Here is a 20034-nt window from a genome sequence, read left to right on the forward strand (position 1 = left end):
GCAGCCCCCACCCTAGCCCTCCCCCGGGAGGGGAGGGAACAAGAGATGGTGCTCATGCCTTGAGCGGGAACACGGGATCCACCTCGCGGTAGTCGCGCGGAATGATCACCTTGATGTCGTTCTTCACCACCTGCGTCATCAGCGGCTGCGCGCCCTCGTTCTGGCCGTTCGTGAATTTCGTCGGGCCATACGGCATGATGTGATTCGAGAAGGTGCTCTTCTCCAGCGCATCGATGATGGCAGCGCGCTCGGCCGACCTGGCACGCTCCAGCGCATCGGCCAACAGCCACATCGCGGTATAGGTCATGAACACCTCGTAGCTGAAGAACTGGCCCTTGGCCTCGACCCGCTTCTTCAGTTCCTGCGAGCGCTTGTCCTTCGGGTTGAACCAGTGGTTGCAGTCGATGATGCCGTTGGCCGCGTCCGGAAACTCCTTCACGAACTTGTAGCTCGATGCCGCGCCGCCCAGCACCGAGAAGATCGCCTTGGGACTGACCTTCTGCTGCTGCATGGTGCGCACCAGGAGCGCGTACTCGTTGTAGTAGTTGGCCGGGATCACGATGTCCGGGTTGACCGACTTCATGCGCAGCACGATGTTGTTGAAGTCGCGCGTCGGATTCGCGTGCTTCACCACTTCCTTCACGTCGAAGCCATAGCCCGGCAGCTCGCGCGACAGCAGCGCCGCCGTGCCGGCGCCGAACAGCGACTCCTCGTGGATGATCATCACCGTCTTGGCCGGATTGCCCGCGGCCTTGTTGAGCACCAGCAGATTGGCCATCGCGACCTCGGTCGACTTCTTGTAGCCGGGGCCGAAGCGAAAGGTGTTCTTCAGGCCGCGCTCGACGATCTGGTCGGCCACGCCCACATCCACCACGTGCGGCAGGTTGTACTTGGCCGCGGCCTGCGTGGTCGCGAGGCAGATGGCCGAGGCATAGGCGCCGACGATGGCCGAGACGCCGGCCTCGTTCATCTTCTCGACCTCCGCCGTGCCGGCCTGCGGCTGCGACTGCGCATCGCCGAGCAGGGCCTCGATCTGCGCGCCGCCGAGCGACTTGATGCCGCCGGCCTTGTTGATGTCCTCGATCGCGAGCTGTGCGCCCAGGCGGCATTGCTGGCCCGAATAGGCGAGCGCGCCGGTCACCGGATGCAGCACGCCGACCTTGACGGTCTTCGGCTGCGCGCCGGCCACGAGCGGGAATGCGATGGCGGAAGCCACGGCGGCGGATTGCGACATGAAGCGGCGACGATTCGACATGGGGCTTTTCCTCTTTCAGTTGAACTGGGCTGACACATCCTTGCTGACCCACACCTTGGCGTCGATGCTGCCCACGCGGGACAACTGCATCTCGTAGGTGTAGCGGTCGGGCCGGTAGAAGCCGTGCAGCCACTGCACCGGCCGATCGGCGTCGTCGTAGACGAGGCGGCGCACGGCCAGCAGCGCCGAGCCGACGGAGACTTCGAGGTGTTCGGCCAGCACGTTGTCCGCAAGCCGCGCAGAGATCGTCTGGTGCGCGCGCCCGACCTTGACGCCCGCCTCTTCCAGCAGCACGAGGATGGGCTTCTTGGCGAGTTCGCGCCGCCCGAAGCGCCGCGCCACCTCGGCCGGCACGTAGGTGGTGATGTGCGAGAGCGGCCCCTCGCGCGTCGAGCGCACGCGCACCGCCTTCTGCACCGCATCGCCGAGCTGGATCTGCAGCGCCTCGGCCACCTGCGTCGAAGCCGACACCATCGCGACATCGACCACCTTGACCGAGGTGCGCAGGCCCATGGTGACCAGGTTCTCCAGCAGGCCATGCAGATTGGCGCGCTGGCTGCCCTCGTTCTCGCGCGGCTCGGCGGCCGACACGGGCGGCACCGGCCGCGTCCGGCGCCCGGGGTTGCGCGAGATCAGCCCTTCGGTGGACAGCCGCTCCAGCGCGCGCCGCACAGTGACGCGCGCCACGCCGAACTGCGCCATCAGCGCCAGCTCGCCCGGCACGCCTTCGGCGAAACGCCCTTCATCCAACTGCTCGCGCAGCACCAGGTAGATCTGGTGGTATTTCGGCAAGGGCATCTGCGACATGCCCTGAATGTTTGTGGAGTTCTAATGTTCTGTCAATGAGACATTTGAAGTCGGCATGGGCCCTCTGTCCTGGGGACGCGTGTTCAGCTAAGCTCGCCCGCAGAGGAGGAGGGAAACGTGAGGACATTCCTGCTGGCGCTGGCGATGACCGTCGCCTTCCTCGCTTCCGGCTGCGCGACCGGCCCGGGTGCCAAGGCAACGGCGCCCATCGCGAAGGAGACACAGGCACAGGACTTGGCCGACTTCCAGAAGGCGAGCCTTCTGGTCTTCAAGCAAGCCAAGCCTGCGGAAGGTCTGCAAGTGATCGATGCATTGATCGGTCGCTTCGAGGCCCGATACCGCGACAGCAAGCAGCGCATCTACAGCGCGCGCACCTTGCCCGAAAGCCTCTACTACATGACCCAGGCGGCGAGCGATCGGAAGGATGCGATCGACGTCGGCCCGACCTGGGGCCATGCCCAATACCTCAAGGGCTATGCGCTGATCGAACTGAAGCGAGTTCCCGAAGGACGCCGCGCGATCGAGCGCGCGATCGAGCTCTCGCCTGCCAATGCGCAATTCCGCTCGGAGCTCGGCCACACCTACCAGGTCGACAAGAACTGGCCGAAGGCGCTCGAGATCTTCACCGAGGCCGAGCGCCTCATCGAGTTTTCCAAGGACGACGAAAGGGTTCGCCACCAAACCCGCGCACTGCGCGGCCAGGGCTTCGCCCTCATCGAGATGGGCCGTCTCGACGAAGCCGAGAGCCGCTATCGCCGCTGCCTCGAACTCGATGCCGGCGACAGGCGGGCGCAGAAGGAGTTGCGCCTCATCGACAGTCTTCGCGCGCGCGGTCGTACGACGCTTCCCGGACGCCCCACGCCGCTTTGAAGGCGTGCCGGCCTCGATCGAAGCGGGCAAGCCTTTCGCGCTCGACACGCGCTGGAGCATCGAGCCACAAGTGCAAATTGCCTACCAGCGCAGCCGCTTCGGTGCGCTGGTAGGGAGGCGGCGTGGGACATTTCAAGTCGGCGCAACGACAATGTATATACACGTTGAAACAACGGCTCAGTCTCTCTATACTGACTCCTCGCGCAACGAAAGGAACAGGGATGACAACAACAGTCAAGGTCGCCCAAACGATCCAGGAATGGGGCAACGGACTGGGTGTTCGTATCACAGCGCCCATCGCGAAGGCCGCGCATTTCGCTCGCGGCCTTCCCATCACGGTTGAAGTGGTCGAGGAAGGCGTGCTCTTGCGACCGGCAGGCCGCCCGCGACTGACCTTGGCCCAGAAGCTCAAGGCCTTCGATCCGCAGAAGCACGGCGGCGAAGCGATGGCCAGCCAGCCTGTGGGCCGCGAAATTCTCTGATGGCTGGCAATTGGGCGCCCGAGCGGCGCGATGTCATCTGGATCAACCATGACCCGAAGGCAGGCAAGGAGATGCCGGGCGCGCATCCGCTGCTGGTTCTTTCGGTCAAAGCCTTCAACGAGCGAACGGGCATCGTCATCGGGCTGCCGATGACGCATTCGGAGATGAATGAGGACAACCCGTTCGCCGTGAAGTTTCAGGGCCCGAAGAACGAGGCCTGCTACGTTCTCTGTCACCAGCCGAAGTCTTTCGACTGGCGCGCCCGCGGCGCTCGACAGCATCCGTGGAAGCAGGCGCCTCCAGCCGTCTTCAGATCGGCGTGCGAAGAGTTAGCTTCGATCCTGGAAATCTGAAGACTCGGCGAACGGCAAACGACTACAGCTTGAACGCCACCACGTCCTGCCGCTGCTCCCCCAGCCCCTCGATGCCCAGCGTCATCACGTCGCCCTTCTTCAAATAGAGCGGCGGCTTCATGCCGAGGCCGACGCCGGGCGGCGTGCCGGTGGTGATGACGTCGCCGGGCACAAGCGTCATGAACTGGCTCACGTAGCTCACGATCTTGGCGATGTTGAAGATCATGGTCTTCGTGTTGCCGGTCTGCATGCGCTTGCCGTTGAGGTCCAGCCACATCGAGAGCTTCTGCGGGTTGGGCACTTCGTCGCGCGTCACCAGCCAGGGGCCGATGGGGCCGAAGGTGTCGCAGCCCTTGCCCTTGTCCCAGGTGCCGCCACGCTCGATCTGGTACTCGCGCTCGCTCACGTCGTTGATGACGCAGTAGCCGGCCACGTAGTCGAGCGCGCTCTTCTGCGAGACGTAGCGCGCCTGGGCGCCGATCACCACGCCGAGCTCCACCTCCCAGTCGCTCTTGACCGAGTTCTTGGGCAGCATGACCGGATCGTTCGGGCCCTGGATGCAGCTCGTGGCCTTCATGAAGACCACCGGCTCGGCCGGGATCGGCAGGCCCGACTCGGCCGCGTGGTCGGCGTAGTTGAGGCCGATGGCGATGAACTTGCCGACATCGGCGACCGGGCTGCCGTAGCGTGGCTTGCCCTTGACCAGCGGCAGCTTGTCGGTCTTCAGCTTGCGCAGCTTGGCCAGCGCGGCATCGCCCAGCTGCTTGGGGCCGATGTCCTCGACCACCGCGCTCAGGTCGCGCAGCAGACCCTTGTCGTCGATGAGGCCGGGCTTCTCCTTGCCGGGGTTGCCATAGCGAACGAGTTTCATGTGTGCCTTTCTTGTTGCGAGTTCAGTAAGTGGAGCGGCCGCCGGACAGGTCGAACACGGCGCCGGTGGAGAAGGAGCAATCTTCGGTGCAAAGCCAGCTCACCATCGCGGCGATCTCCTCCACCGTACCGAAGCGCCCCATCGGGATCTTCGAGAGCATGAAGGCGATGTGCTCGGGCGTCATCTGGTCGAAGATCGCGGTCTTCACCGCGGCCGGCGTCACGCAGTTGACGCGGATGCCGGTGTCGGCCAGCTCCTTGCCCAGTGACTTGGTGAGCGCGATCACGGCCGCCTTGCTCGCGCTGTAGGCGCTGGCGTTGGGATTGCCGTCCTTGCCCGCGACCGAGGCGATGTTGACGATGCGGCCATAACCCTGCTTGCGCATCTGCGGCACGACCTCGCGGCAGCAGAGAAAAACACCGTTGATGTTGACCTCCATCACCTCGCGCCATGCATCCACCGGATAGTCCCAGAGCCGGGTGTTGGGCCCGGTGATGCCGGCGCTGTTGACCAGCGCATCGATGCGCTTCGCCTGCGCCAGCGTGTCCGCCACGGCCTTCGCCACCGAGGGCCGCTGCGACACGTCGACCGCGAGCGCGAAGGCCTTGGCGCCGAGCGCCCAGGCCGCCTTGGTGACCGCTTCGCTGTCGCGGTCCCACAAGGTCACGCTGCCGCCGGAGGCGATGAGCCGCTGCGCGATGCCGTAGCCCAAGCCCGTCGCGCCGCCGGTGACGACTGCGTGCCGGCCGGCGAAATCGAGCTGGTTCATATGGTGATGCCGCCGTCGGCCGCGTAGGCCTGGCCGGTGACGAACTGCGATTCGTCGCTGGCGAGGAACACGACCAGCGGCGCGATCTCTTCTGCCTGCGCAAGCCGGCCCATCGGCTGACGCGCGATGAAAGCCTTGCGCGCTTCGACCGGGTCGGCATTGGCGTTGATGCGCTCGCCCAGCGAGGGCGTGTCCACCGTGCCGGGGCACACCGCATTGCAGCGGATGCCCTGCCCCACGTAGTCGGCCGCGACGCTCTTGGTGAGCCCCAGCACCGCGGCCTTGGTGGTGCCGTAGACGCAGCGGTTCGGCAGGCCCTTGATGCTCGAACACACGCTGGCCATGTTGATGATGCTGCCGCGGCCCGCGGCCAGCATGCCGGGCAGCACGGCCTGGATCAGCCAGAACTGGGCCCGCACGTTGAGCCGGAAGGCGAAGTCGAGGTCGTCGTCGGTGGCCTGCAGCGCGGCGCCGTTGTGCACCACGCCCGCGCAATTGAACAATATGTCGAGCGTGGGCAGGGTCTTGGTGAAGGCGTCGATCGCGGCTTTGTCGAGCACGTCGAGCGTGGCGGCCTGGATGTTGGCGACGCCTGCGTAGCGCGCGAGCAGCTTCTCGTTGACGTCGGTGGCCCAGACCTGCGCCCCCTCGGCGGCGAGTGCGAGTGCGCTGGCATGGCCGATGCCCTGCCCGGCCGCGGTCACGAGCGCGGTCTTGCCCTTGAGTCTCATGGGGTTTCCTCGTTGGATCTGGGTCGAAAAAAGGGAAGCGATGCAGGCGTTCAGGGTTTGGCCCGATGGCCGCATCGCGGCGAGAATCGTATTCTGAATTGGCCTTACCACTTGTCCAATTCAGGACAACCCTTAAACCCATTGACCCACGTGCCCCTGCAGACCGTCGAACCCAGACGCCTTTACCGCCAGATCGCCGACCAGCTGCGCGCGCTGATCGCCAAGGGCGAGTTCGCAGCCGGCGCACGCCTGCCTGCCGAACGCGACCTGGCCAAGCAGCTGGGCGTGAGCCGGCCCTCGGTGCGCGAGGCGCTGATCGCGCTCGAGGTCGAGGGCTGGGTCGAGGTGCGCACCGGCTCGGGCGTCTATGTGCTCGACCGCTCGCACCGCGCCGCGGCGCCCGTGGCCGCCACCGAATGGGGCCCGCTCGAATTGATCCGCGCGCGCCGCGTGGTCGAGGGCGAGACCGCGGCGATCGCGGCGGAGCTCGCCACGCGCAAGGATATCGATGCGATGACGCGCGCCATCGAGCGCATGCGTGAGCTGGCCGACCGCAACCTGATGCCGCTCGATGGCGACCGCGCCTTCCACCTTGCGATCGTCGACTGCTGCGGCAACGTGGTGCTTTCCGAAACGGTGCAGGCCTTCTGGGATTCGCGCAAGGGGCCCATCTTCACCCGGCTGGGCGGCTACTTCGAGACCGTGAAATCGTGGCGCAGCGCCATCGCCGAGCACGAGGCGATCCGCGATGCGATCGCCGCGCGCGACGCCGACGCGGCGCGCCGCGCGATGCACGCGCACATGGACAAGTCGCACCAGCGATTCAGCGCGAGCTGGCGACGCGCGAATGCCGCTTGATACTTCAAGGACACACACGATGAACCCCTTTATCCGCCTCCACCCCGCCGACGATGTCGTCATTGCGCGCGGCCAGCTGCTCGGCGGCACGCCGGTCGAAGGCGTCGCCGCGCGCGGCCTGATCCCGCCCGGCCACAAGATCGCCATTCGCGCCATCGCCCAGGGCGAGCCGGTGCGCCGCTACAACCAGATCATCGGCTTCGCGAGCAAGCCGATCGCGCCCGGCGAGCACGTGCACACGCACAACCTCGACATGGGCCCCGACAAGGGCCACTTCGACCGCGACTACGCCTACGGCGCCGACGTGAAGCCGCCGCCCGCGCGGCGCGAAGCCACCTTCATGGGCATCAAGCGCGCCGACGGCCGCGTAGCCACGCGCAACTACATCGGCGTGCTGACCAGCGTGAACTGCTCGGCCACCGCGGCGCGCGCCATTGCCGACCACTTCTCGCGCAAGACCAATCCGGCCGCACTCGCGGACTACCCCAACGTCGACGGCGTGGTCGCGCTCACGCACGGCACCGGCTGCGGCATGGACACCGGCGGGATGGGCATGCAGATCCTCGAACGCACGCTCACCGGCTACGCCACGCACGCCAACTTCGCGGCCGTGCTGGTGGTCGGCCTGGGCTGCGAGGCCAACCAGATCAACGCCTGGCTCGCGACCGGCAACCTCGCCGAGGGCGAGAACTTCCGCGTCTTCAACATCCAGGACACGGGCGGCACGCGCAAGACGGTGGAGAAAGGCGTGGCGCTCATCAACGAGATGCTGCCGCGCGCCAACGCGGTGAAGCGCGAGCCCTGCAGCGCGGCGCACATCACCATCGGCCTGCAGTGCGGCGGCTCGGACGGCTATTCGGGCATCAGCGCCAATCCGGCGCTGGGCGCCGCGGTCGACCTGCTGGTGGCGCACGGCGGCACCGCCATCCTGTCGGAAACGCCCGAGGTCTACGGCGCCGAACACCTGCTCACGCGCCGCGCGGTGAAGCGCGAAGTGGGCGAGAAGCTGGTCGAGCGCATCCGCTGGTGGGAGCACTACACCGAGATCAACGAGGGCGAGATGAACAACAACCCCTCGCCCGGCAACAAGGCCGGCGGGCTCACCACCATCCTCGAGAAATCGCTGGGCGCGGTGGCCAAGGGCGGCACCAGCAACCTCGAGGCGGTGTACGAATACGCCGAGCCGGTGACGGCGCACGGCTTCGTCTACATGGACACGCCGGGCTACGACCCGGTGAGCGCGACCGGCCAGGTCGCGGGCGGCGCCAACATGATCTGCTTCACCACCGGCCGCGGCTCGGCCTACGGCTGCGCGCCCTCGCCCTCGCTCAAGCTCGCGACCAACTCGGCGCTGTGGCAGCGGCAGGAAGAGGACATGGACATCAACTGCGGCGAGATCGTCGAAGGCACGGTGTCGATCCAGGAGATGGGGCAGCGCATCTTCGAGCTGGTGCTGGCCACGGCCTCGGGCGAGCAGAGCAAGAGCGAGAAGCACGGCTACGGGCAGAACGAATTCGTGCCGTGGCAAGTCGGCGCCGTGATGTAGCCGGATTGGAAATCTTCATGCCCCAAACACTTCAAGCATCCACCCTCCGCACCCAAGTCGCCGCCATCATCGCCGGCACCGGCAGCACGCCCGCCGAAGCCGAACAGGTCGCCGCCAACCTCGTGCTCGCCAACCTCAGCGGCCACGATTCGCATGGCGTGGGCATGGTCCCGCGCTATGTCGACGCCGCAGCCGAAGGCGGCCTCAAACCCAACGCCAGCGTCAAGATCAACCTCGACACCGGCCCCATGCTCGCTCTCGACGGCCAGCGCGGCTACGGCCAGATCGTCGGCGTGCAGGCGATGGAGCTGGCCATCGCGCGCGCCGAGCAGCACGGCAGCTGCATCCTCTCGCTCGCCAACGCGCACCACCTGGGCCGCATCGGCCACTTCGCCGAGATGGCGACTGCGCAGGGCCTGGTGGCGATGCACTTCGTCAACGTGCTCTCGCGCCCCGTGGTCGCGCCCTGGGGCGGCGGCGACGGGCGCTTCGGCACCAACCCGTGCTGCATCGGCATACCGATCAAGGGCGCAGAGCCCTTCATCCTCGACTATGCGACCAGCCGCGTTGCGCAAGGCAAGATGCGCGTGGCCCACAACAAGGGCGAGCGCGTGCCGCCCGGCTACCTGATCGACGAACACGGCGCGCCCACCGACGACCCCGGCGTGGTCGTCGTGCCCCAGAGCAACGGCCTCTTCGGCGCGCTGATGACCTTCGGCGAACACAAGGGCTACGGCATGGCGGTGGCCTGCGAACTGCTCGGCGGCGCGCTAACCGGCGGCGGCACCTGGCACCGCCCCGCCGACACCGCACGCACGGTGCTCAACGGCATGCTGGCCATCGTCATCGACCCGGCCAAGCTCGGCACGCAGGCGAGCTTCGAAGAGGAGGCGAGCGCCTTCATCGCCTGGCTGCGCCAGAGCCCGGCGGGCCAGGGTTTCGACGCGGTGCAGATCGCCGGCGAACCCGAACGCAAGGCGCGTGCGGCGCGCGAGCGCGAGGGCATCTGGCTCGACGACGCGACCTGGGGCGAGATCGTCGCGGCCGGGGCGAAGGTGGGCGTGAGCCTCGGCTGAGGCAGCCGGAAGTCCGGCTCGCCACCCAATCCCTCAGGCGCGACGCGCCTTCAGCGCAGCTTGTCGTTGGCCCTGATCTCGGCGCTCAGCTTGCTGGCGACATCCGAACCCGCACGGTTCGCCGCGAGGCTGAAGTTGCTCTTGAATTCGCTGAACTCCGCGTTGCCCGATCCGGCAGCACGCACGCTGGCAACTTCCTGGCCGGACGCATCCGTGACCTTGCACGCGATCTCGCTGGTAAAGCGCGTCGGCGGCCAGGTGAACGGAGACGGCGATCCGGAGGTGGTCTTGATCTCGGGCGTGAAGACCAGCGCCACGCCCGAGTCGCGCATCGCGTTGGCGTCGGCCGCCGAACGGATCACGACCACGTCCGCATACACCGAGCGAAGCGCTTCGCGGATCGCCTTCTCCAGATCGCGATACGGGTAGTAGCTGACGCGGTCGCCGCCGCCGCCTTCGGTCGTCACTTCCTTGGCGCGGTCCGCATCGGTCATTGCATAGGCGACCTTCTTCTGGATCAACTGGGAATCGACGCGTTCCGGCGTCTTCTCGGCGCTGACCACGATGGGGTGGGCACAACCGGCGAGAACGGCAACGACTGCGGTCGCGGCACAAAGACGAACAAAACTGAGGATGGACATGGGATCTTTCTTTTTCACTTGCTGATGGCGGCGATGAACGCCGGGTCTGTGTACACCTCGCGCAGCAGCGCGCGCACGAGGTTCGGGTATTCGGCTTGGCCCTTCGGGATCGCCACCGCGCCCGCGAAGCTCGACTCGAAGCTCGTCTGCGCCGAATACACCTTGCGCAGCCTTTGCTTGCCGTCGCGGGCGACCGTCAGCTCGACGTCCATCAGCCCGGTGCCGGTCGATATGTTGGCCACGGCGATTTCGTTCTTCTGAATGACCGTGTCGATGCGCGTACGGGCGGCGGCGTCGTACAACGAGATTTCCTTCAGGTCGCCAACCAGCGCGTCTTCCAGGTACTTGGCGAAAGTGCCGCTGCCCGACCGAAAACCCGCGCCGCGCAGCGACAGGTTGTTGACGGCGTTGTTCGCGTCCGTGGGCTGCACGGTCGCCACGGCGACGCGCTCCGCTGGGACGCGCTTCAGGCGGTCGAGCGCTTCGTAGTCGCTGGAGTAAGGGGGTGCGATCAGTTGCGCGCAGCCGGTGGCTAGAAGCGCAGCCGTGCACATCGAGATCAGTCTCAGGCGTGATGCCATCTCTCGCTCTTTCTTCTGGTTGTTAGAGAAAGAGAAGCGGGAAATGTAACTTGTTGTACAGCAAAGGCCGCCGCGCCCTGAAACTGCCCCCAGGTTTCGCAACCGTTCGTGAAATTTCTCTCTCAGGCGCCTCATGAACCGAGCGTCGGCCCCCTTCCCCCGAACGCGGGATGCCAAACGCGAAGGCGGCATTTCCGCCGCGGGGCTTCTTTTCTAGATTGCATGCACGCGCGTTTCATTCAGCGCGTGCCGATCGAAGGAAGGAAGCACCATGCAGTTCCAAAAAAAACGCCTTGCCACCGCTGCGCTCCTCGCCGCCTGCGCATGGATCGCCACCGGCTGCGACATGACGCCCGGCGTGATCTACGTTGCCAACGGCGCCGACTTCAACGTGATGAGCCTGACCGATGCGCAGGACGTCTGCGACACCCCCGGCCGCGTGGCCTACCTGAGCTGGTGGGACTCGGCGACGCTGAAGGGCTGCTGGGTCCGCGAACGCGGTGAGATCGTCGCGCGCTTTCCGGGGATGGCGGAGCGGCGGATTCCTGTGGGGGACTTTCAGCGCACCGAGCTGGCGGGGTACAGGAATTTGACGCTGGACTGAGCGCCCGGCCATACATCCTTTAGTGGATGGCGCCCGCGGGCGCGCGGGTCATCATGCGGCCTGCGACCACTCTCGGAGCCGGCAGCATGGGTTTCATCGTTCTTCCCCCCGGCAGGTGGCAGGTGATCTGCGCGAGCAGCGCGGTCTTCGAGGTCGACAACGCGGCCAGCACCGCGGACAAGCAGCTCGACTTCGGCGAAGAAACCAAGCCGCCGCTGGTCGTCGACCTCGTCTCGGGCGCCATGCGCCAGCTGAAGGACGGCGAATCGTGGAACGCGGCGACCGACATCGCGGGTGCGCCGGTCTCGACCCCGCTCCCCGCCATCACGGTGGAAGCGGCGCGCGCCAGGTCGGCCACCGCGCCGGCCACGCGCGCACGCGAACGGTCGATGCGCCTCGCGCCCATGGTCGACGACGCGATGAAGCTGCTGCGCCATGCGGCATCGACCAAGAGCCCCGACATCGACGACGACTTGCGCAACGCCATCATCTCGACCCACGACCTCGTCGGCCGCCACGCGGCAACGCTCGAGGACGAGCAGAAGTTCTTCAAGGCCTACCAGGAACTGACCCGCAAGCTCGCGCCCGTGACCGCCGAAACGCTGCAGGCATCGATGCAGCGGCTGCCCCCGCTGTCGTCGCTGTTGCAGTTGCGCGGCAACTTCATGACCCGGATGTCGGGCATGACCTGGGGCCGCTTCATCCACGCGGTGCTTTTCGTCGTCGTGCTCATCATGGCCGCCCTGGCGCTGGGCCACCAGACCATCGGCAGCGCCGCGCTGGCGCGCCACAAGGCGCTGAGCGACGACATCACCAAGCTGGCCGACGACAGGGTGAGGCTGCAGGCCGCGATGTTCGACAAGCAGGCGCTGTCCGACAGGGACCGGTCGGAGCCCGGATCGCCTGCGGCACGTGCCCTTGCGAACGCGGTGCGGCAGGCCGGGGACGAACTGGTGGTGAAGGCCGAGCAGAAGAAGCAGCTCGAATCCGAAAGAGACGGCATCCCGCCGACATTGGCCCGCTGGGAGCAGCGGCCGTGCAACACGTGGCTGCTGAAGGCGTGGCTGTGCCTGGACAGCGGCAATGGCAACGGCGGCAACGTCCGCAACGGCAACGGCAACGGCAACGGCAACGGCACGACATCCGCCGCCGAAGTGCTCGACAGCGCCAGGACCACGCTGGACCGACTCAACCGCATCGTGCTGCCCCTGCTCTTCGGGCTGCTCGGCTCCTACTCTTACCTGCTGCGCAACATCAGCCTGGAGATTCGAGCCCAACAGTTTGCGCCGCACTCGTCACTGCACCACATCGCGCGGCTCTCGCTCGGCGCACTGGCCGGCATCGCATCGACCTGGCTGCTGACGCCGCAGCAGGTGGGGCTGTCGAGCAGTCTGCCGATATGGACGCTGGCGTTTGTGGCGGGGTACGGGACGGAGCTCGTGTTTGCGTTTATGGATCGGATTATTTTGGCGTTCAAGGCTTAAGGCAACGCTGATCAAGTCGACCGCTGGCATGCCGCATGCATCGTCTTCCACATGAAGCAACAGACCCTGGCTATGGCCGCTGATCAGAACGTGCAGTACGAGCGCTACCGCAGGCCAACGAAGCGCGACATGTTCCTGGCGACGATGGAGCAGATCGTGCCGTGGGCTGCATTGTGCGAGGTCATCGAGCCGCACTACCCGAAGGCCGGCAATGGGCGACCTCCGGTGGGACTGGAACGGATGCTGCGGATGTACTTCGTGCAGCATTGGTTCAACCTGGCCGATGCAGCGTGCGAGGACGCGTTGCTGGACAGCACGGCGCTGCGCCGATTCGTTGGCATAGACCTGGGCCGAGAGCGAGTGCCCGACGCGACCACGTTGTTGAAGTTCCGCCGCCTGCTGGAGAAACACAAGCTGGGCGAAGCGCTATTCGCCAAGGTGGGCGAGGTGCTGCAGGTCCATGGCCTGAATGTCGGCACCGGCACGATTGTGGACGCCACGATCATCGGCGCACCCAGCTCCACCAAGAACAAGGAGAAGAAGCGCGACCCGCAGATGCACCAGACCCGCAAGGGGCGGCAATGGTATTTCGGCATGAAATTGCACATCGGCGTAGACAGCCAGACGGGTCTTGCGCACAGCGCGGTAGTCACGGCAGCCAACGTGCACGACAAGCATCCGCTGCCCGACCTTCTGCACGGCCAAGAGAAGCGGGTCTACGGCGACTGCGCCTATGCCTCGCAGAAGAAGTTGATCGAGGGCAAGGCGCCGGGGGCCGCGGACTTCACCAACCAGAAGGTCCGCAAGGGCAGCGTCACCGAGGAACTCGAGCGCATGGTCAACCGCATCAAGTCCAGGGTGCGAGCCCGGGTCGAGCACGTATTCGCCGTCGTCAAGCGCCTGTGGGGCTTCGACAAGGTGCGCTACCGCGGCCTGAGCAAGAATGCCACGCGCTCGTTCGTCGCGCTCGGGCTGGCCAACATCTATCTCGCACGCGGAGTACTGTATGAGCAGGTGCGCCCATAAGGGGCATCGAGCGAGCCCGCGGCTCGCAAAGCGGCCCGAATTGGGTCAGAGTGCGCTGGATCTTGCGCCGATTTCGCGCACAACCTGCGAAAACCGTCTCAATTCATGCATCTCGCGCTATCGACATACTGGATGGCCGAGATCGGCTGCTTGATCAGCGTTGCCTTAAGCAGCTTGCAGCTGCCAGCAGGTGTTGGTCCCACAAGAAGTCGGGCAGCATGCCCACCCACCTCCTTGGGTGAGTCAGGCGCCATAGGCTCCCCTCTCTCCAATGCGTGCGCCTGTGGCAGCCATCACTTATCTCGTTGAGGACAATGCGACCATCAGGGAAAACTTGATTCCTACGCTGCACGATCTTTCCAACTGCAGGGTCGTAGGGTTTGCCGAAGGCGAGCATGACGCGAGCGAGTGGCTCGACGGCCACAACGGCTCCTGGGACTTGGCGGTGGTCGACCTCTTTCTCAAGGATGGGTCAGGGCTCGGTGTTCTGAAAGGGTGCGACCACCGACAGCCGCACCAACGAGTGGTCATCCTCACGAACTACTGCACGGTCGACATCCGTGCGCGATGCATGGCTCTGGGTGCGGATGCCGTCTTCGACAAATCTACCGAGCTGGACGGGTTTTTCGACTTCTGCAATGCGCCAAAAGATACCCCCATGTGACGCGCCTGGACTGCGCGAGCTGGAACTTCTCTGTGCTTTACCGCACGGACTCATCGCGCTTGAAGTCGTAGAAGAGAAGAACGAGAGTTCGGCGTTCGTCGAGATGAAGTACGTTAGAAGCTCGCGAGGCGTTCCATGATGCACAGATTCTTGATCAACAACCGGGATGAGCTGATCTCACGCTGCAAGACAAAGGTTGCGCAGAGACCCAGACGAGCCGCAACTGAACAACAGCTTGCAAATGGCGTTCCATTGTTTCTTGACCAACTGACAAGAACACTTGCAGCGGAAAAGGCCGACGAAGCTGAGGAAGGCATCAGAATCTCGGGTGCCTCGGGCGGGGATTCGCTGGCTTTGTCTGAGCTGGGCCTGAGCGCCGCTGCGCATGGAAGAGAACTGCTGAAGCTTGGCTATTCAGTCGACCAGGTCGTTCACGACTACGGCGACGTCTGCCAGGCAATCACTGATTTGGCATTTGAGAGAGATGCGCCATTCGCCATCGGGGAGTTCCGCACCCTGAATCGGTGTCTGGACAATGCCATCGCCGACGCTGTCACAGAGTTCAGTCTTCAACGCGACACACAGATTGCCCGGCAGCAAGACGTCGATGCGCACGAGCGTCTCGGCTTCCTGGTTCATGAGTTGCGTAACTCCTTGGGTACGGCAATTCTCGCGGTCCGAGCCCTTGAGTTGGGCAACATGACAGTGGGCGGCGCCACTGGAGCCGTCCTGAAACGCAGCCTTTCATCGCTGGGAAATCTGATCAGTCGGTCGCTCGCCGAGGTACGCAGTAGCTCACCGGAGCAACGCCATACATTCTCCGTAGCCTCGTTGATAACGGACGCCGAAAACGCGGCCCAGCTAGTTGCAAGCGCCGCAGGTTGCGCCTTCGAGGTCGCACCAGTAGACCCTCTTCTGGGCGTTAGCGCGAACCGCGAACTCTTGCTCGCTGCGTTGACCAACCTCCTGCAGAACGCGTTCAAATTCACTCGCTCTCACACAAAGGTCATGTTGACGGCTCGCGGAGTGGGAGAGCACGTCCTCATCGAAGTCGAGGACCACTGCGGCGGGCTGTCGCCCGAAAGTGCCGCCAAGATGTTCATCCCCTTTAATCAAGGCAGTGATGACAAATCAGGCCTGGGTCTCGGTCTTTGCATCGCCCGGCAGAGCGTTGAGGCCGACTCCGGCACGTTGACTGTTCGAGACGTGCCTGGCACCGGATGCGTTTTCAGCATTCGCCTTCCGCGCTGCCCGCTAAAACCGGAATGAGCTCCGGGCGGCACGGTATCTCGTCGATGCTCCGGAAGGTGCCGTACTGATCGCATGCGCTGGGCTAGAGGCGACCATTGCCTTGGGTTTGGTATCGAACAGACCAACTGATGTTTCAGCGATAGCCTGACGTTGTGCCCATCGGGCATATCGAGCAACCTCATGGCCCTTTCGCTATTTGCCGCTGAATCCCTCGTCCGCGATTGCTGCCACCATGGCCCGGGCTAGGGGGGAGGACGCGTTCTCTCGAGGCGAACGCCGTCTGAATCTCCCCGAGTACATCGGGCTGGTGGCTTCGTGCCAGGCCGCTTTCGATGCTGTCATGGCTAAGCTGCCTCCGCGAAGCCAGATCGACCTCTGGAACGCTCTTCAGCCGCAGACCATCATCACATCCAGCGGAAAACGAATGCTTTGGGTTCTGCGTCGCGGCGTCCTGGATGACCTCGCACCCCGGGTCGAGAGCATGCTGACCCGCACCTGGCAGCCCGAGCCCACGGAGAACGACCAACTTGTCTTTCGCGCAGTGCTCGAAGCGCTCGCGACCGGCCGGGAGCGATTGAGTGAAATCACCGAGTTCTGCAACGAGATTCACCCCTGGCCTTCCGTACTGGGGGTGGCCGGCTACTTGACGGGAAACCTGGCGGCCGCGGTCAAAGTGGCCATGTGGGATGTCGTGGGCGACCGTCAGCCGCGGCGTTTGCGATTGCCCAGCTGGGTGCTGGTGGGAACGCTGCTCGACGCCCTTGGCGCCGCTTCGAGGCGGGCTCGTGCAACCCTCGCGGCACTCACTGCAGCACTGGGCACCGTCCTCGGCCCGGAGAAAGTGCAGCTGACGGGTGAACACGCGCGCCTGCTGGTCGAGCTATACCGTGCCACGAACGGCGGCCGTTGGCACTCGGCCTCGGAATCGGCTCTTCGAGACGGCATGGAGTACGCCCAGCAGGGCACGGCCTTTGGTAACACGCTTGGGGACGAGTTCCAGAGTCTCTTGAAGGGGCTGACGGGGCTGCAGCTGATTCGGATAGGCCTGGAGCAGGAAATACGCTGGACCTCCCTCACCTTGATTCACCTCGCACCTGGCGAAGCCGCGGGGGAGCTGACCGCGTTCGCTTTCAAAGCGTAGTCGCCTTCGGAGGCGCGCGGCCGATGAGCGAAGACATGTTCCTTCGACCGGGCTTGATCAACGCCGCTGCGAGCACCAAAGGTCTTCAACCAACAACCGGTTCAGCAGATTCCTTGACCGAAGACGGTTTCGGGTACGCGATCCCGCCCGAGATGTGGCGGGGAGGCGTTTCTTCGGCGGCTACCAGGTCATTAGGGCCGTGTTCGCCTCGGCAACCCCGGCTTCGAACCTGCGCCGCCGCGCACTCTCCGCACTCAGCGCGGTATGCAGTAGATCGAGGTCTATCGCGCAGCCTAGAACGGCCCCCTGGATCTGGCGTGCGACCTTGGTCCGGGCAGATAAGGGTTCATCGTATGGCTCCCCGACGCTCGATCGCAGCTTTGCAATCACTGCCATCAGCAGGCGGTTCCAATCCCTGAGCACAGTGACGTCCGGGTCGGCCTCGACGCCGGCCGGGACCGAATGCGACACGTGGGTAGTCTTGTCGATCATGGTGAGTCCCGTTCGGGTTGCTTTTTCTGATGGGCCGGAATACGGGCAAAGGTGCCTCTTGTACGGACCGCTTCAGTGCGACGTCGTTGGCCGGACGTCAGGCCATTCAACTTCCATTCCCATGACCGCTCGCGCATACAGGTAGTTGTCGCGCGCGCGCTCGGAGAGTGAGTCCATATCGACATGACCGACCGCGTCGCACGGAAAGACATAGGCGCGACGAGTGGAAATGAGAGAGCGGAAGAGCAACTCATAGCCAGTGGATGCGGGGGAAGTAATCACGACGGACTCCTTTGCGCGCGCCGGTGGTCCTGGGGGGTGAACAGAGTAAGGATTTGGATTCTCCACAACCAAGGTAGCGATTGATTGGTAGGAATACTCCTACATCCAATCGAACCTTACAAGACGTGCTTTCTTCTACGTTTGCCCAAGAAGTAGGCAGTCGAAGGCCAAAAGGATTTGGGAATGGCGGCGACCGCCGACACTGCACACCCCAACAAAGTGCTACCACTTGGTGTCGCTGCTACCTGCGGCGCCTAGGCTCCTCATGACCTCATCTGCAGTCGACGACGCTCGACAGATATTCCTGGCGGCAACACCCGTCATCCGCATCAGCAGCCTTGGCGACAGACGCTGGAAGCGCGACGTCTCCAAGGGCCCGCAAGCCGGCGGACCCTTCCTCCGAGCCCGGTACGAAATTCTCGACGAAGCGGCATGGGAGGCGTTAAGGCCCTATCTCTACCTGGTGGCTGGCGACGACCAAGTCATCCTGTACGTGGGCATCTCTCGCAATCGGCTGCAGGACAGGTGGCATCTGTTCACTGGCTACGATGCAAAAACGGGCACTCTCTTGGTGGGAAAGCAGCTTTTTCATCGTGAGTGCTGGCTTCACTTCGAGAGCGAAAATGAAACCAACGCTGAGCGCACGTACGAGGTGCGGTGTATCGACGGAAAAGGCTTGGCGCAGGTCCTTCATCGCCTTGGGTTGCCTCTGTCGGACATCGGCGTGTTCGGTCGCAGTGATGCATCCGTCATCTCGGGCATAGAGCGGTGGATGTCACGAAGCTTTGAACTGGCGCCGTGGAATCGGAGCACTGCGCATTCCTGACATCAAGAAGGCACCTCGGAACGCGCTGAGTGCGTTAACGAACGGACGGCAGACGCTGGCGCACCAGAACAGACGACTCGGCGGCTGACCCAAGGCTCGAAGGCCATCCTTATCGAGGCGTGGTCGTCTCGTATCACAGCGTTCCGCTGGTGACAGCTGCCGGCGAGCTGTGGGGCACGCTGAGCCATTTCGCCATGGCGTCCCTGCCGCTGTCTGATGACGAGTTCGAGCTTCTGCAGAGTGCAGCCAGGCTGCTGCCAAGTTTCCTTGTCGAAGGTTGAATCAGCGGCGGTCCTTCCAATCTCTTCATCGGACGTTCGCCGAGATTCAATCTCGGCGCCGACACAGCGAATCGCTCAAGCGCCCTTGTCCAGCCGCGCATGGATGTTCCGCACCGTCCATCAGCTTCTTCACGCGCGACCTCGACCGGCGCTCATGCAGTGCCCCTGCATTTGGGAAACCCAGCGCATCCCCCGAACGATTCGCCCACATGCGCGCCCTTCCTCGCGGTCCTTCGCACCATGTGCCCCGCGCATCGTGGGCATACAGGCGTTGCCGATGCGCTGCTGGTGTCCGTCGCTTCAGGCTGGGGCTTTGCTTCAGCACTCCATGAGCGCTCGTCGAGCCCTGCTCCACGCGCCGATCGGATCAACTCGAAGAGCACATCGCCACCCAAATCAACTTGGCATTGCGTCCCTTGGCGAACTCGCGCGCCTCGTCCGTGAATCGCCCCGACGTCACGACGAACCCACCACCCGCGGCGCCGCCCGATGTGACCTGCGGCCTGGTCACTATCTCAGCCGCGATTCGAACAGCCCATGCATGCGCAAGGAAGTAGCTCACCGGTGCCAGCGAAACGCTTAACCGCAGCGCGGCGTTGCACCTTGCACTTGTAGTACTAAACTATTCGCCCCTTTCAACCCACAAGGAGACGCGCCATGGGTACCCCCACCGAGATTGCGAAGCAAGGCTACGCAGCGTTCGCCAGCCGCGATATTCCTGCGCTCCTCGAGCTCCTTGCAGATGATGTGGAATGGAGATTCCTGGGCAGTCCGGAAACCGGTACGCCCTATGGCGGAACCTGCAAGGGCAAGCAGCAGGTGGCCGAATTCTTCGGAAAGCTCGCGCAGGCCGATGAGATCCAGGAGTTCGAGCCTCGCGAGTTCCTCGAAGGGCCCAACCACGTGACGGTCCTCGGCCGCGTAAAGAGCAGGGCGCTCCCGGATGGCAAGATGCACGAGTCCGAATGGGTGCAGGTCTTTACGTGGAAAGACGACACCAAGATCAACCGCTGGATTGGGACGGGGGACACGGCCGCCAGACTCAACTCGAAGTAGCCGGGCATCGACAAAAATTGTTACCGGAGTTGTTACTTTCGACCGACGCGGTTACAACCCTGGCTTTGCCTGTGTTCATACCGCTTT

At 64.4% G+C, this 20034-nt stretch carries 26 protein-coding genes and 1 pseudogene; 16 read left to right on the forward strand and 11 right to left on the reverse strand.

The genetic code is table 11. The annotated features are described in order from the left end of the window. Positions 1–52 precede the first annotated feature (52 nt). Both ACSQ89_RS25475 and ACSQ89_RS25480 read right to left on the reverse strand, forming a co-directional pair. Positions 53–1255 carry an ABC transporter substrate-binding protein gene (locus ACSQ89_RS25475; RefSeq protein ID WP_436293706.1) on the reverse strand — a complete coding sequence of 401 codons (1203 nt, stop codon included), beginning with the start codon at positions 1253–1255 and terminating at the stop codon, positions 53–55. 15 nt (positions 1256–1270) lie between these two features. Beyond that, on the reverse strand, positions 1271–2053 hold the full coding sequence (locus tag ACSQ89_RS25480; RefSeq protein ID WP_093104163.1) for a GntR family transcriptional regulator: 783 nt from the start codon (positions 2051–2053) through the stop codon (positions 1271–1273). Positions 2054–2179: 126 nt separating this feature from the next. Between ACSQ89_RS25480 and ACSQ89_RS25485 the strand changes: the two genes are divergently transcribed. Genes ACSQ89_RS25485 through ACSQ89_RS25500 form a run of 4 tightly spaced genes read left to right on the forward strand, consistent with a single transcriptional unit; the run spans position 2180 to position 3767 of the window. After that, positions 2180–2932: a tetratricopeptide repeat protein gene (locus ACSQ89_RS25485; RefSeq protein WP_436293707.1), complete on the forward strand. Its 753-nt coding sequence runs from the start codon at positions 2180–2182 to the stop codon at positions 2930–2932. After that, positions 2835–3275 carry an autotransporter domain-containing protein gene (locus tag ACSQ89_RS25490; protein ID WP_139191648.1) on the forward strand — a complete coding sequence of 147 codons (441 nt, stop codon included), beginning with the start codon at positions 2835–2837 and terminating at the stop codon, positions 3273–3275. Before ACSQ89_RS25485 ends, ACSQ89_RS25490 begins: the two co-directional genes overlap by 98 nt. Beyond that, a complete protein-coding gene (locus ACSQ89_RS25495) occupies positions 3217–3414 on the forward strand; it encodes an AbrB/MazE/SpoVT family DNA-binding domain-containing protein (RefSeq protein WP_436293718.1) in 198 nt (65 codons plus the stop codon). The genes ACSQ89_RS25490 and ACSQ89_RS25495 overlap by 59 nt, the downstream gene beginning before the upstream one ends. Then, positions 3414–3767, forward strand: a complete 354-nt coding sequence (locus ACSQ89_RS25500; RefSeq protein ID WP_093103845.1) for a type II toxin-antitoxin system PemK/MazF family toxin — start codon at positions 3414–3416, stop codon at positions 3765–3767. The genes ACSQ89_RS25495 and ACSQ89_RS25500 overlap by 1 nt, the downstream gene beginning before the upstream one ends. A 22-nt stretch (positions 3768–3789) precedes the next feature. Here the strand turns inward: ACSQ89_RS25500 and ACSQ89_RS25505 are convergent, their stop codons facing one another. From ACSQ89_RS25505 to ACSQ89_RS25515, 3 genes are read right to left on the reverse strand one after another with little or no spacing between them, the layout of a single operon-like run. Beyond that, entirely contained in the window at positions 3790–4638 is an 849-nt protein-coding gene (locus tag ACSQ89_RS25505) for a fumarylacetoacetate hydrolase family protein (RefSeq protein ID WP_093103843.1), read from the reverse strand. Positions 4639–4660: 22 nt separating this feature from the next. Next, the gene (locus ACSQ89_RS25510; RefSeq protein ID WP_093103842.1) at positions 4661–5407 is read right to left on the reverse strand and encodes an SDR family NAD(P)-dependent oxidoreductase; all 747 of its coding nucleotides are present in this window, start codon (positions 5405–5407) and stop codon (positions 4661–4663) included. Next, positions 5404–6138: an SDR family oxidoreductase gene (locus ACSQ89_RS25515; RefSeq protein ID WP_436296556.1), complete on the reverse strand. Its 735-nt coding sequence runs from the start codon at positions 6136–6138 to the stop codon at positions 5404–5406. Before ACSQ89_RS25515 ends, ACSQ89_RS25510 begins: the two co-directional genes overlap by 4 nt. A gap of 150 nt (positions 6139–6288) precedes the next feature. On the opposite strand from ACSQ89_RS25515, the gene ACSQ89_RS25520 reads away from it, so the two are divergent. The 3 genes from ACSQ89_RS25520 to ACSQ89_RS25530 are packed head-to-tail and all read left to right on the forward strand — an operon-like array spanning position 6289 to position 9618. After that, positions 6289–6996: a FadR/GntR family transcriptional regulator gene (locus tag ACSQ89_RS25520; RefSeq protein WP_436296557.1), complete on the forward strand. Its 708-nt coding sequence runs from the start codon at positions 6289–6291 to the stop codon at positions 6994–6996. 19 nt (positions 6997–7015) lie between these two features. Continuing rightward, on the forward strand, positions 7016–8542 hold the full coding sequence (locus tag ACSQ89_RS25525; RefSeq protein ID WP_093103837.1) for a UxaA family hydrolase: 1527 nt from the start codon (positions 7016–7018) through the stop codon (positions 8540–8542). 17 nt (positions 8543–8559) lie between these two features. Continuing rightward, positions 8560–9618, forward strand: a complete 1059-nt coding sequence (locus ACSQ89_RS25530; protein WP_436293710.1) for a malate/lactate/ureidoglycolate dehydrogenase — start codon at positions 8560–8562, stop codon at positions 9616–9618. A 50-nt stretch (positions 9619–9668) separates the two neighbouring features. Here the strand turns inward: ACSQ89_RS25530 and ACSQ89_RS25535 are convergent, their stop codons facing one another. Together ACSQ89_RS25535 and ACSQ89_RS25540 are read right to left on the reverse strand one after the other, a co-directional pair. After that, the gene (locus ACSQ89_RS25535) at positions 9669–10259 is read right to left on the reverse strand and encodes a hypothetical protein (RefSeq protein ID WP_436293711.1); all 591 of its coding nucleotides are present in this window, start codon (positions 10257–10259) and stop codon (positions 9669–9671) included. 14 nt (positions 10260–10273) lie between these two features. Next, on the reverse strand, positions 10274–10840 hold the full coding sequence (locus ACSQ89_RS25540) for a hypothetical protein (protein WP_093103834.1): 567 nt from the start codon (positions 10838–10840) through the stop codon (positions 10274–10276). 271 nt (positions 10841–11111) lie between these two features. Between ACSQ89_RS25540 and ACSQ89_RS25545 the strand changes: the two genes are divergently transcribed. Next, positions 11112–11444: a hypothetical protein gene (locus tag ACSQ89_RS25545; protein ID WP_436293713.1), complete on the forward strand. Its 333-nt coding sequence runs from the start codon at positions 11112–11114 to the stop codon at positions 11442–11444. A gap of 19 nt (positions 11445–11463) precedes the next feature. On the opposite strand, the gene ACSQ89_RS25550 is transcribed toward ACSQ89_RS25545, so the two are convergent. Then, positions 11464–11850, reverse strand: a complete 387-nt coding sequence (locus tag ACSQ89_RS25550) for a hypothetical protein (RefSeq protein ID WP_436293714.1) — start codon at positions 11848–11850, stop codon at positions 11464–11466. Here ACSQ89_RS25550 and ACSQ89_RS25555 point away from each other — a divergent pair. The 5 genes from ACSQ89_RS25555 to ACSQ89_RS25575 all read left to right on the forward strand — a co-directional run bounded on the left by ACSQ89_RS25555 (position 11849) and on the right by ACSQ89_RS25575 (position 17010). Further along, entirely contained in the window at positions 11849–12928 is a 1080-nt protein-coding gene (locus tag ACSQ89_RS25555) for a hypothetical protein (RefSeq protein WP_436293715.1), read from the forward strand. The genes ACSQ89_RS25550 and ACSQ89_RS25555 overlap by 2 nt on opposite strands. Positions 12929–12979: 51 nt before the next feature. Beyond that, entirely contained in the window at positions 12980–13954 is a 975-nt protein-coding gene (locus tag ACSQ89_RS25560; RefSeq protein ID WP_436296558.1) for an IS5 family transposase, read from the forward strand. Between the two features lie 283 nt (positions 13955–14237). Further along, positions 14238–14618, forward strand: coding sequence for a response regulator (locus ACSQ89_RS25565; RefSeq protein ID WP_436296031.1), 381 nt, complete (start codon positions 14238–14240; stop codon positions 14616–14618). Positions 14619–14756: 138 nt separating this feature from the next. Continuing rightward, entirely contained in the window at positions 14757–15887 is a 1131-nt protein-coding gene (locus tag ACSQ89_RS25570; protein WP_436296631.1) for a sensor histidine kinase, read from the forward strand. A gap of 322 nt (positions 15888–16209) precedes the next feature. Beyond that, positions 16210–17010, forward strand: coding sequence for a hypothetical protein (locus ACSQ89_RS25575; RefSeq protein ID WP_436295283.1), 801 nt, complete (start codon positions 16210–16212; stop codon positions 17008–17010). Between the two features lie 180 nt (positions 17011–17190). Here ACSQ89_RS25575 and ACSQ89_RS25580 read toward each other — a convergent pair whose 3' ends face one another. Together ACSQ89_RS25580 and ACSQ89_RS25585 are read right to left on the reverse strand one after the other, a co-directional pair. Continuing rightward, positions 17191–17502 (reverse strand): hypothetical protein, encoded by a 312-nt coding sequence (locus tag ACSQ89_RS25580; protein WP_436296559.1) that lies wholly within the window; start codon positions 17500–17502, stop codon positions 17191–17193. A 72-nt stretch (positions 17503–17574) separates the two neighbouring features. Continuing rightward, entirely contained in the window at positions 17575–17784 is a 210-nt protein-coding gene (locus tag ACSQ89_RS25585) for a hypothetical protein (RefSeq protein WP_436295282.1), read from the reverse strand. A gap of 265 nt (positions 17785–18049) precedes the next feature. On the opposite strand from ACSQ89_RS25585, the gene ACSQ89_RS25590 reads away from it, so the two are divergent. Both ACSQ89_RS25590 and ACSQ89_RS25595 read left to right on the forward strand, forming a co-directional pair. Then, positions 18050–18610: a hypothetical protein gene (locus tag ACSQ89_RS25590; protein ID WP_436295281.1), complete on the forward strand. Its 561-nt coding sequence runs from the start codon at positions 18050–18052 to the stop codon at positions 18608–18610. A gap of 95 nt (positions 18611–18705) precedes the next feature. Continuing rightward, a pseudogene (locus ACSQ89_RS25595) lies at positions 18706–18891 on the forward strand (GAF domain-containing protein); the annotation flags it as partial. A 152-nt stretch (positions 18892–19043) separates the two neighbouring features. Here ACSQ89_RS25595 and ACSQ89_RS25600 read toward each other — a convergent pair. Continuing rightward, positions 19044–19274, reverse strand: coding sequence for a topoisomerase DNA-binding C4 zinc finger domain-containing protein (locus ACSQ89_RS25600; RefSeq protein WP_436295280.1), 231 nt, complete (start codon positions 19272–19274; stop codon positions 19044–19046). 274 nt (positions 19275–19548) lie between these two features. Between ACSQ89_RS25600 and ACSQ89_RS25605 the strand changes: the two genes are divergently transcribed. Next, the gene (locus ACSQ89_RS25605; protein ID WP_436295279.1) at positions 19549–19947 is read left to right on the forward strand and encodes a nuclear transport factor 2 family protein; all 399 of its coding nucleotides are present in this window, start codon (positions 19549–19551) and stop codon (positions 19945–19947) included. The last annotated feature ends 87 nt before the right edge of the window (positions 19948–20034 follow it).

The sequence above is a fragment of the Variovorax sp. LjRoot175 genome, assembly GCF_964253805.1.
Taxonomy (GTDB): Bacteria; Pseudomonadota; Gammaproteobacteria; order Burkholderiales; family Burkholderiaceae_C; genus Variovorax.

Excerpts from the sequence above, each read along its gene's own strand:
- ACSQ89_RS25560 (WP_436296558.1), top strand. The coding sequence starts at position 12,980 with ATGAAGCAACAGACCCTGGCTATGGCCGCTGATCAGAACGTGCAGTAC.
- ACSQ89_RS25480 (WP_093104163.1), bottom strand. The coding sequence starts at position 2,053 with ATGCCCTTGCCGAAATACCACCAGATCTACCTGGTGCTGCGCGAGCAG.
- ACSQ89_RS25510 (WP_093103842.1), bottom strand. The coding sequence starts at position 5,407 with ATGAACCAGCTCGATTTCGCCGGCCGGCACGCAGTCGTCACCGGCGGC.
- ACSQ89_RS25540 (WP_093103834.1), bottom strand. The coding sequence starts at position 10,840 with ATGGCATCACGCCTGAGACTGATCTCGATGTGCACGGCTGCGCTTCTA.
- ACSQ89_RS25475 (WP_436293706.1), bottom strand. The coding sequence starts at position 1,255 with ATGTCGAATCGTCGCCGCTTCATGTCGCAATCCGCCGCCGTGGCTTCC.
- ACSQ89_RS25555 (WP_436293715.1), top strand. The coding sequence starts at position 11,849 with ATGGTCGACGACGCGATGAAGCTGCTGCGCCATGCGGCATCGACCAAG.
- ACSQ89_RS25605 (WP_436295279.1), top strand. The coding sequence starts at position 19,549 with ATGGGTACCCCCACCGAGATTGCGAAGCAAGGCTACGCAGCGTTCGCC.
- ACSQ89_RS25515 (WP_436296556.1), bottom strand. The coding sequence starts at position 6,138 with ATGAGACTCAAGGGCAAGACCGCGCTCGTGACCGCGGCCGGGCAGGGC.
- ACSQ89_RS25500 (WP_093103845.1), top strand. The coding sequence starts at position 3,414 with ATGGCTGGCAATTGGGCGCCCGAGCGGCGCGATGTCATCTGGATCAAC.
- ACSQ89_RS25580 (WP_436296559.1), bottom strand. The coding sequence starts at position 17,502 with ATGATCGACAAGACTACCCACGTGTCGCATTCGGTCCCGGCCGGCGTC.
- ACSQ89_RS25590 (WP_436295281.1), top strand. The coding sequence starts at position 18,050 with ATGACCTCATCTGCAGTCGACGACGCTCGACAGATATTCCTGGCGGCA.
- ACSQ89_RS25525 (WP_093103837.1), top strand. The coding sequence starts at position 7,016 with ATGAACCCCTTTATCCGCCTCCACCCCGCCGACGATGTCGTCATTGCG.
- ACSQ89_RS25570 (WP_436296631.1), top strand. The coding sequence starts at position 14,757 with ATGCACAGATTCTTGATCAACAACCGGGATGAGCTGATCTCACGCTGC.
- ACSQ89_RS25530 (WP_436293710.1), top strand. The coding sequence starts at position 8,560 with ATGCCCCAAACACTTCAAGCATCCACCCTCCGCACCCAAGTCGCCGCC.
- ACSQ89_RS25550 (WP_436293714.1), bottom strand. The coding sequence starts at position 11,850 with ATGGGCGCGAGGCGCATCGACCGTTCGCGTGCGCGCGTGGCCGGCGCG.
- ACSQ89_RS25545 (WP_436293713.1), top strand. The coding sequence starts at position 11,112 with ATGCAGTTCCAAAAAAAACGCCTTGCCACCGCTGCGCTCCTCGCCGCC.
- ACSQ89_RS25535 (WP_436293711.1), bottom strand. The coding sequence starts at position 10,259 with ATGTCCATCCTCAGTTTTGTTCGTCTTTGTGCCGCGACCGCAGTCGTT.
- ACSQ89_RS25575 (WP_436295283.1), top strand. The coding sequence starts at position 16,210 with ATGGCTAAGCTGCCTCCGCGAAGCCAGATCGACCTCTGGAACGCTCTT.
- ACSQ89_RS25490 (WP_139191648.1), top strand. The coding sequence starts at position 2,835 with ATGCCGGCGACAGGCGGGCGCAGAAGGAGTTGCGCCTCATCGACAGTC.
- ACSQ89_RS25505 (WP_093103843.1), bottom strand. The coding sequence starts at position 4,638 with ATGAAACTCGTTCGCTATGGCAACCCCGGCAAGGAGAAGCCCGGCCTC.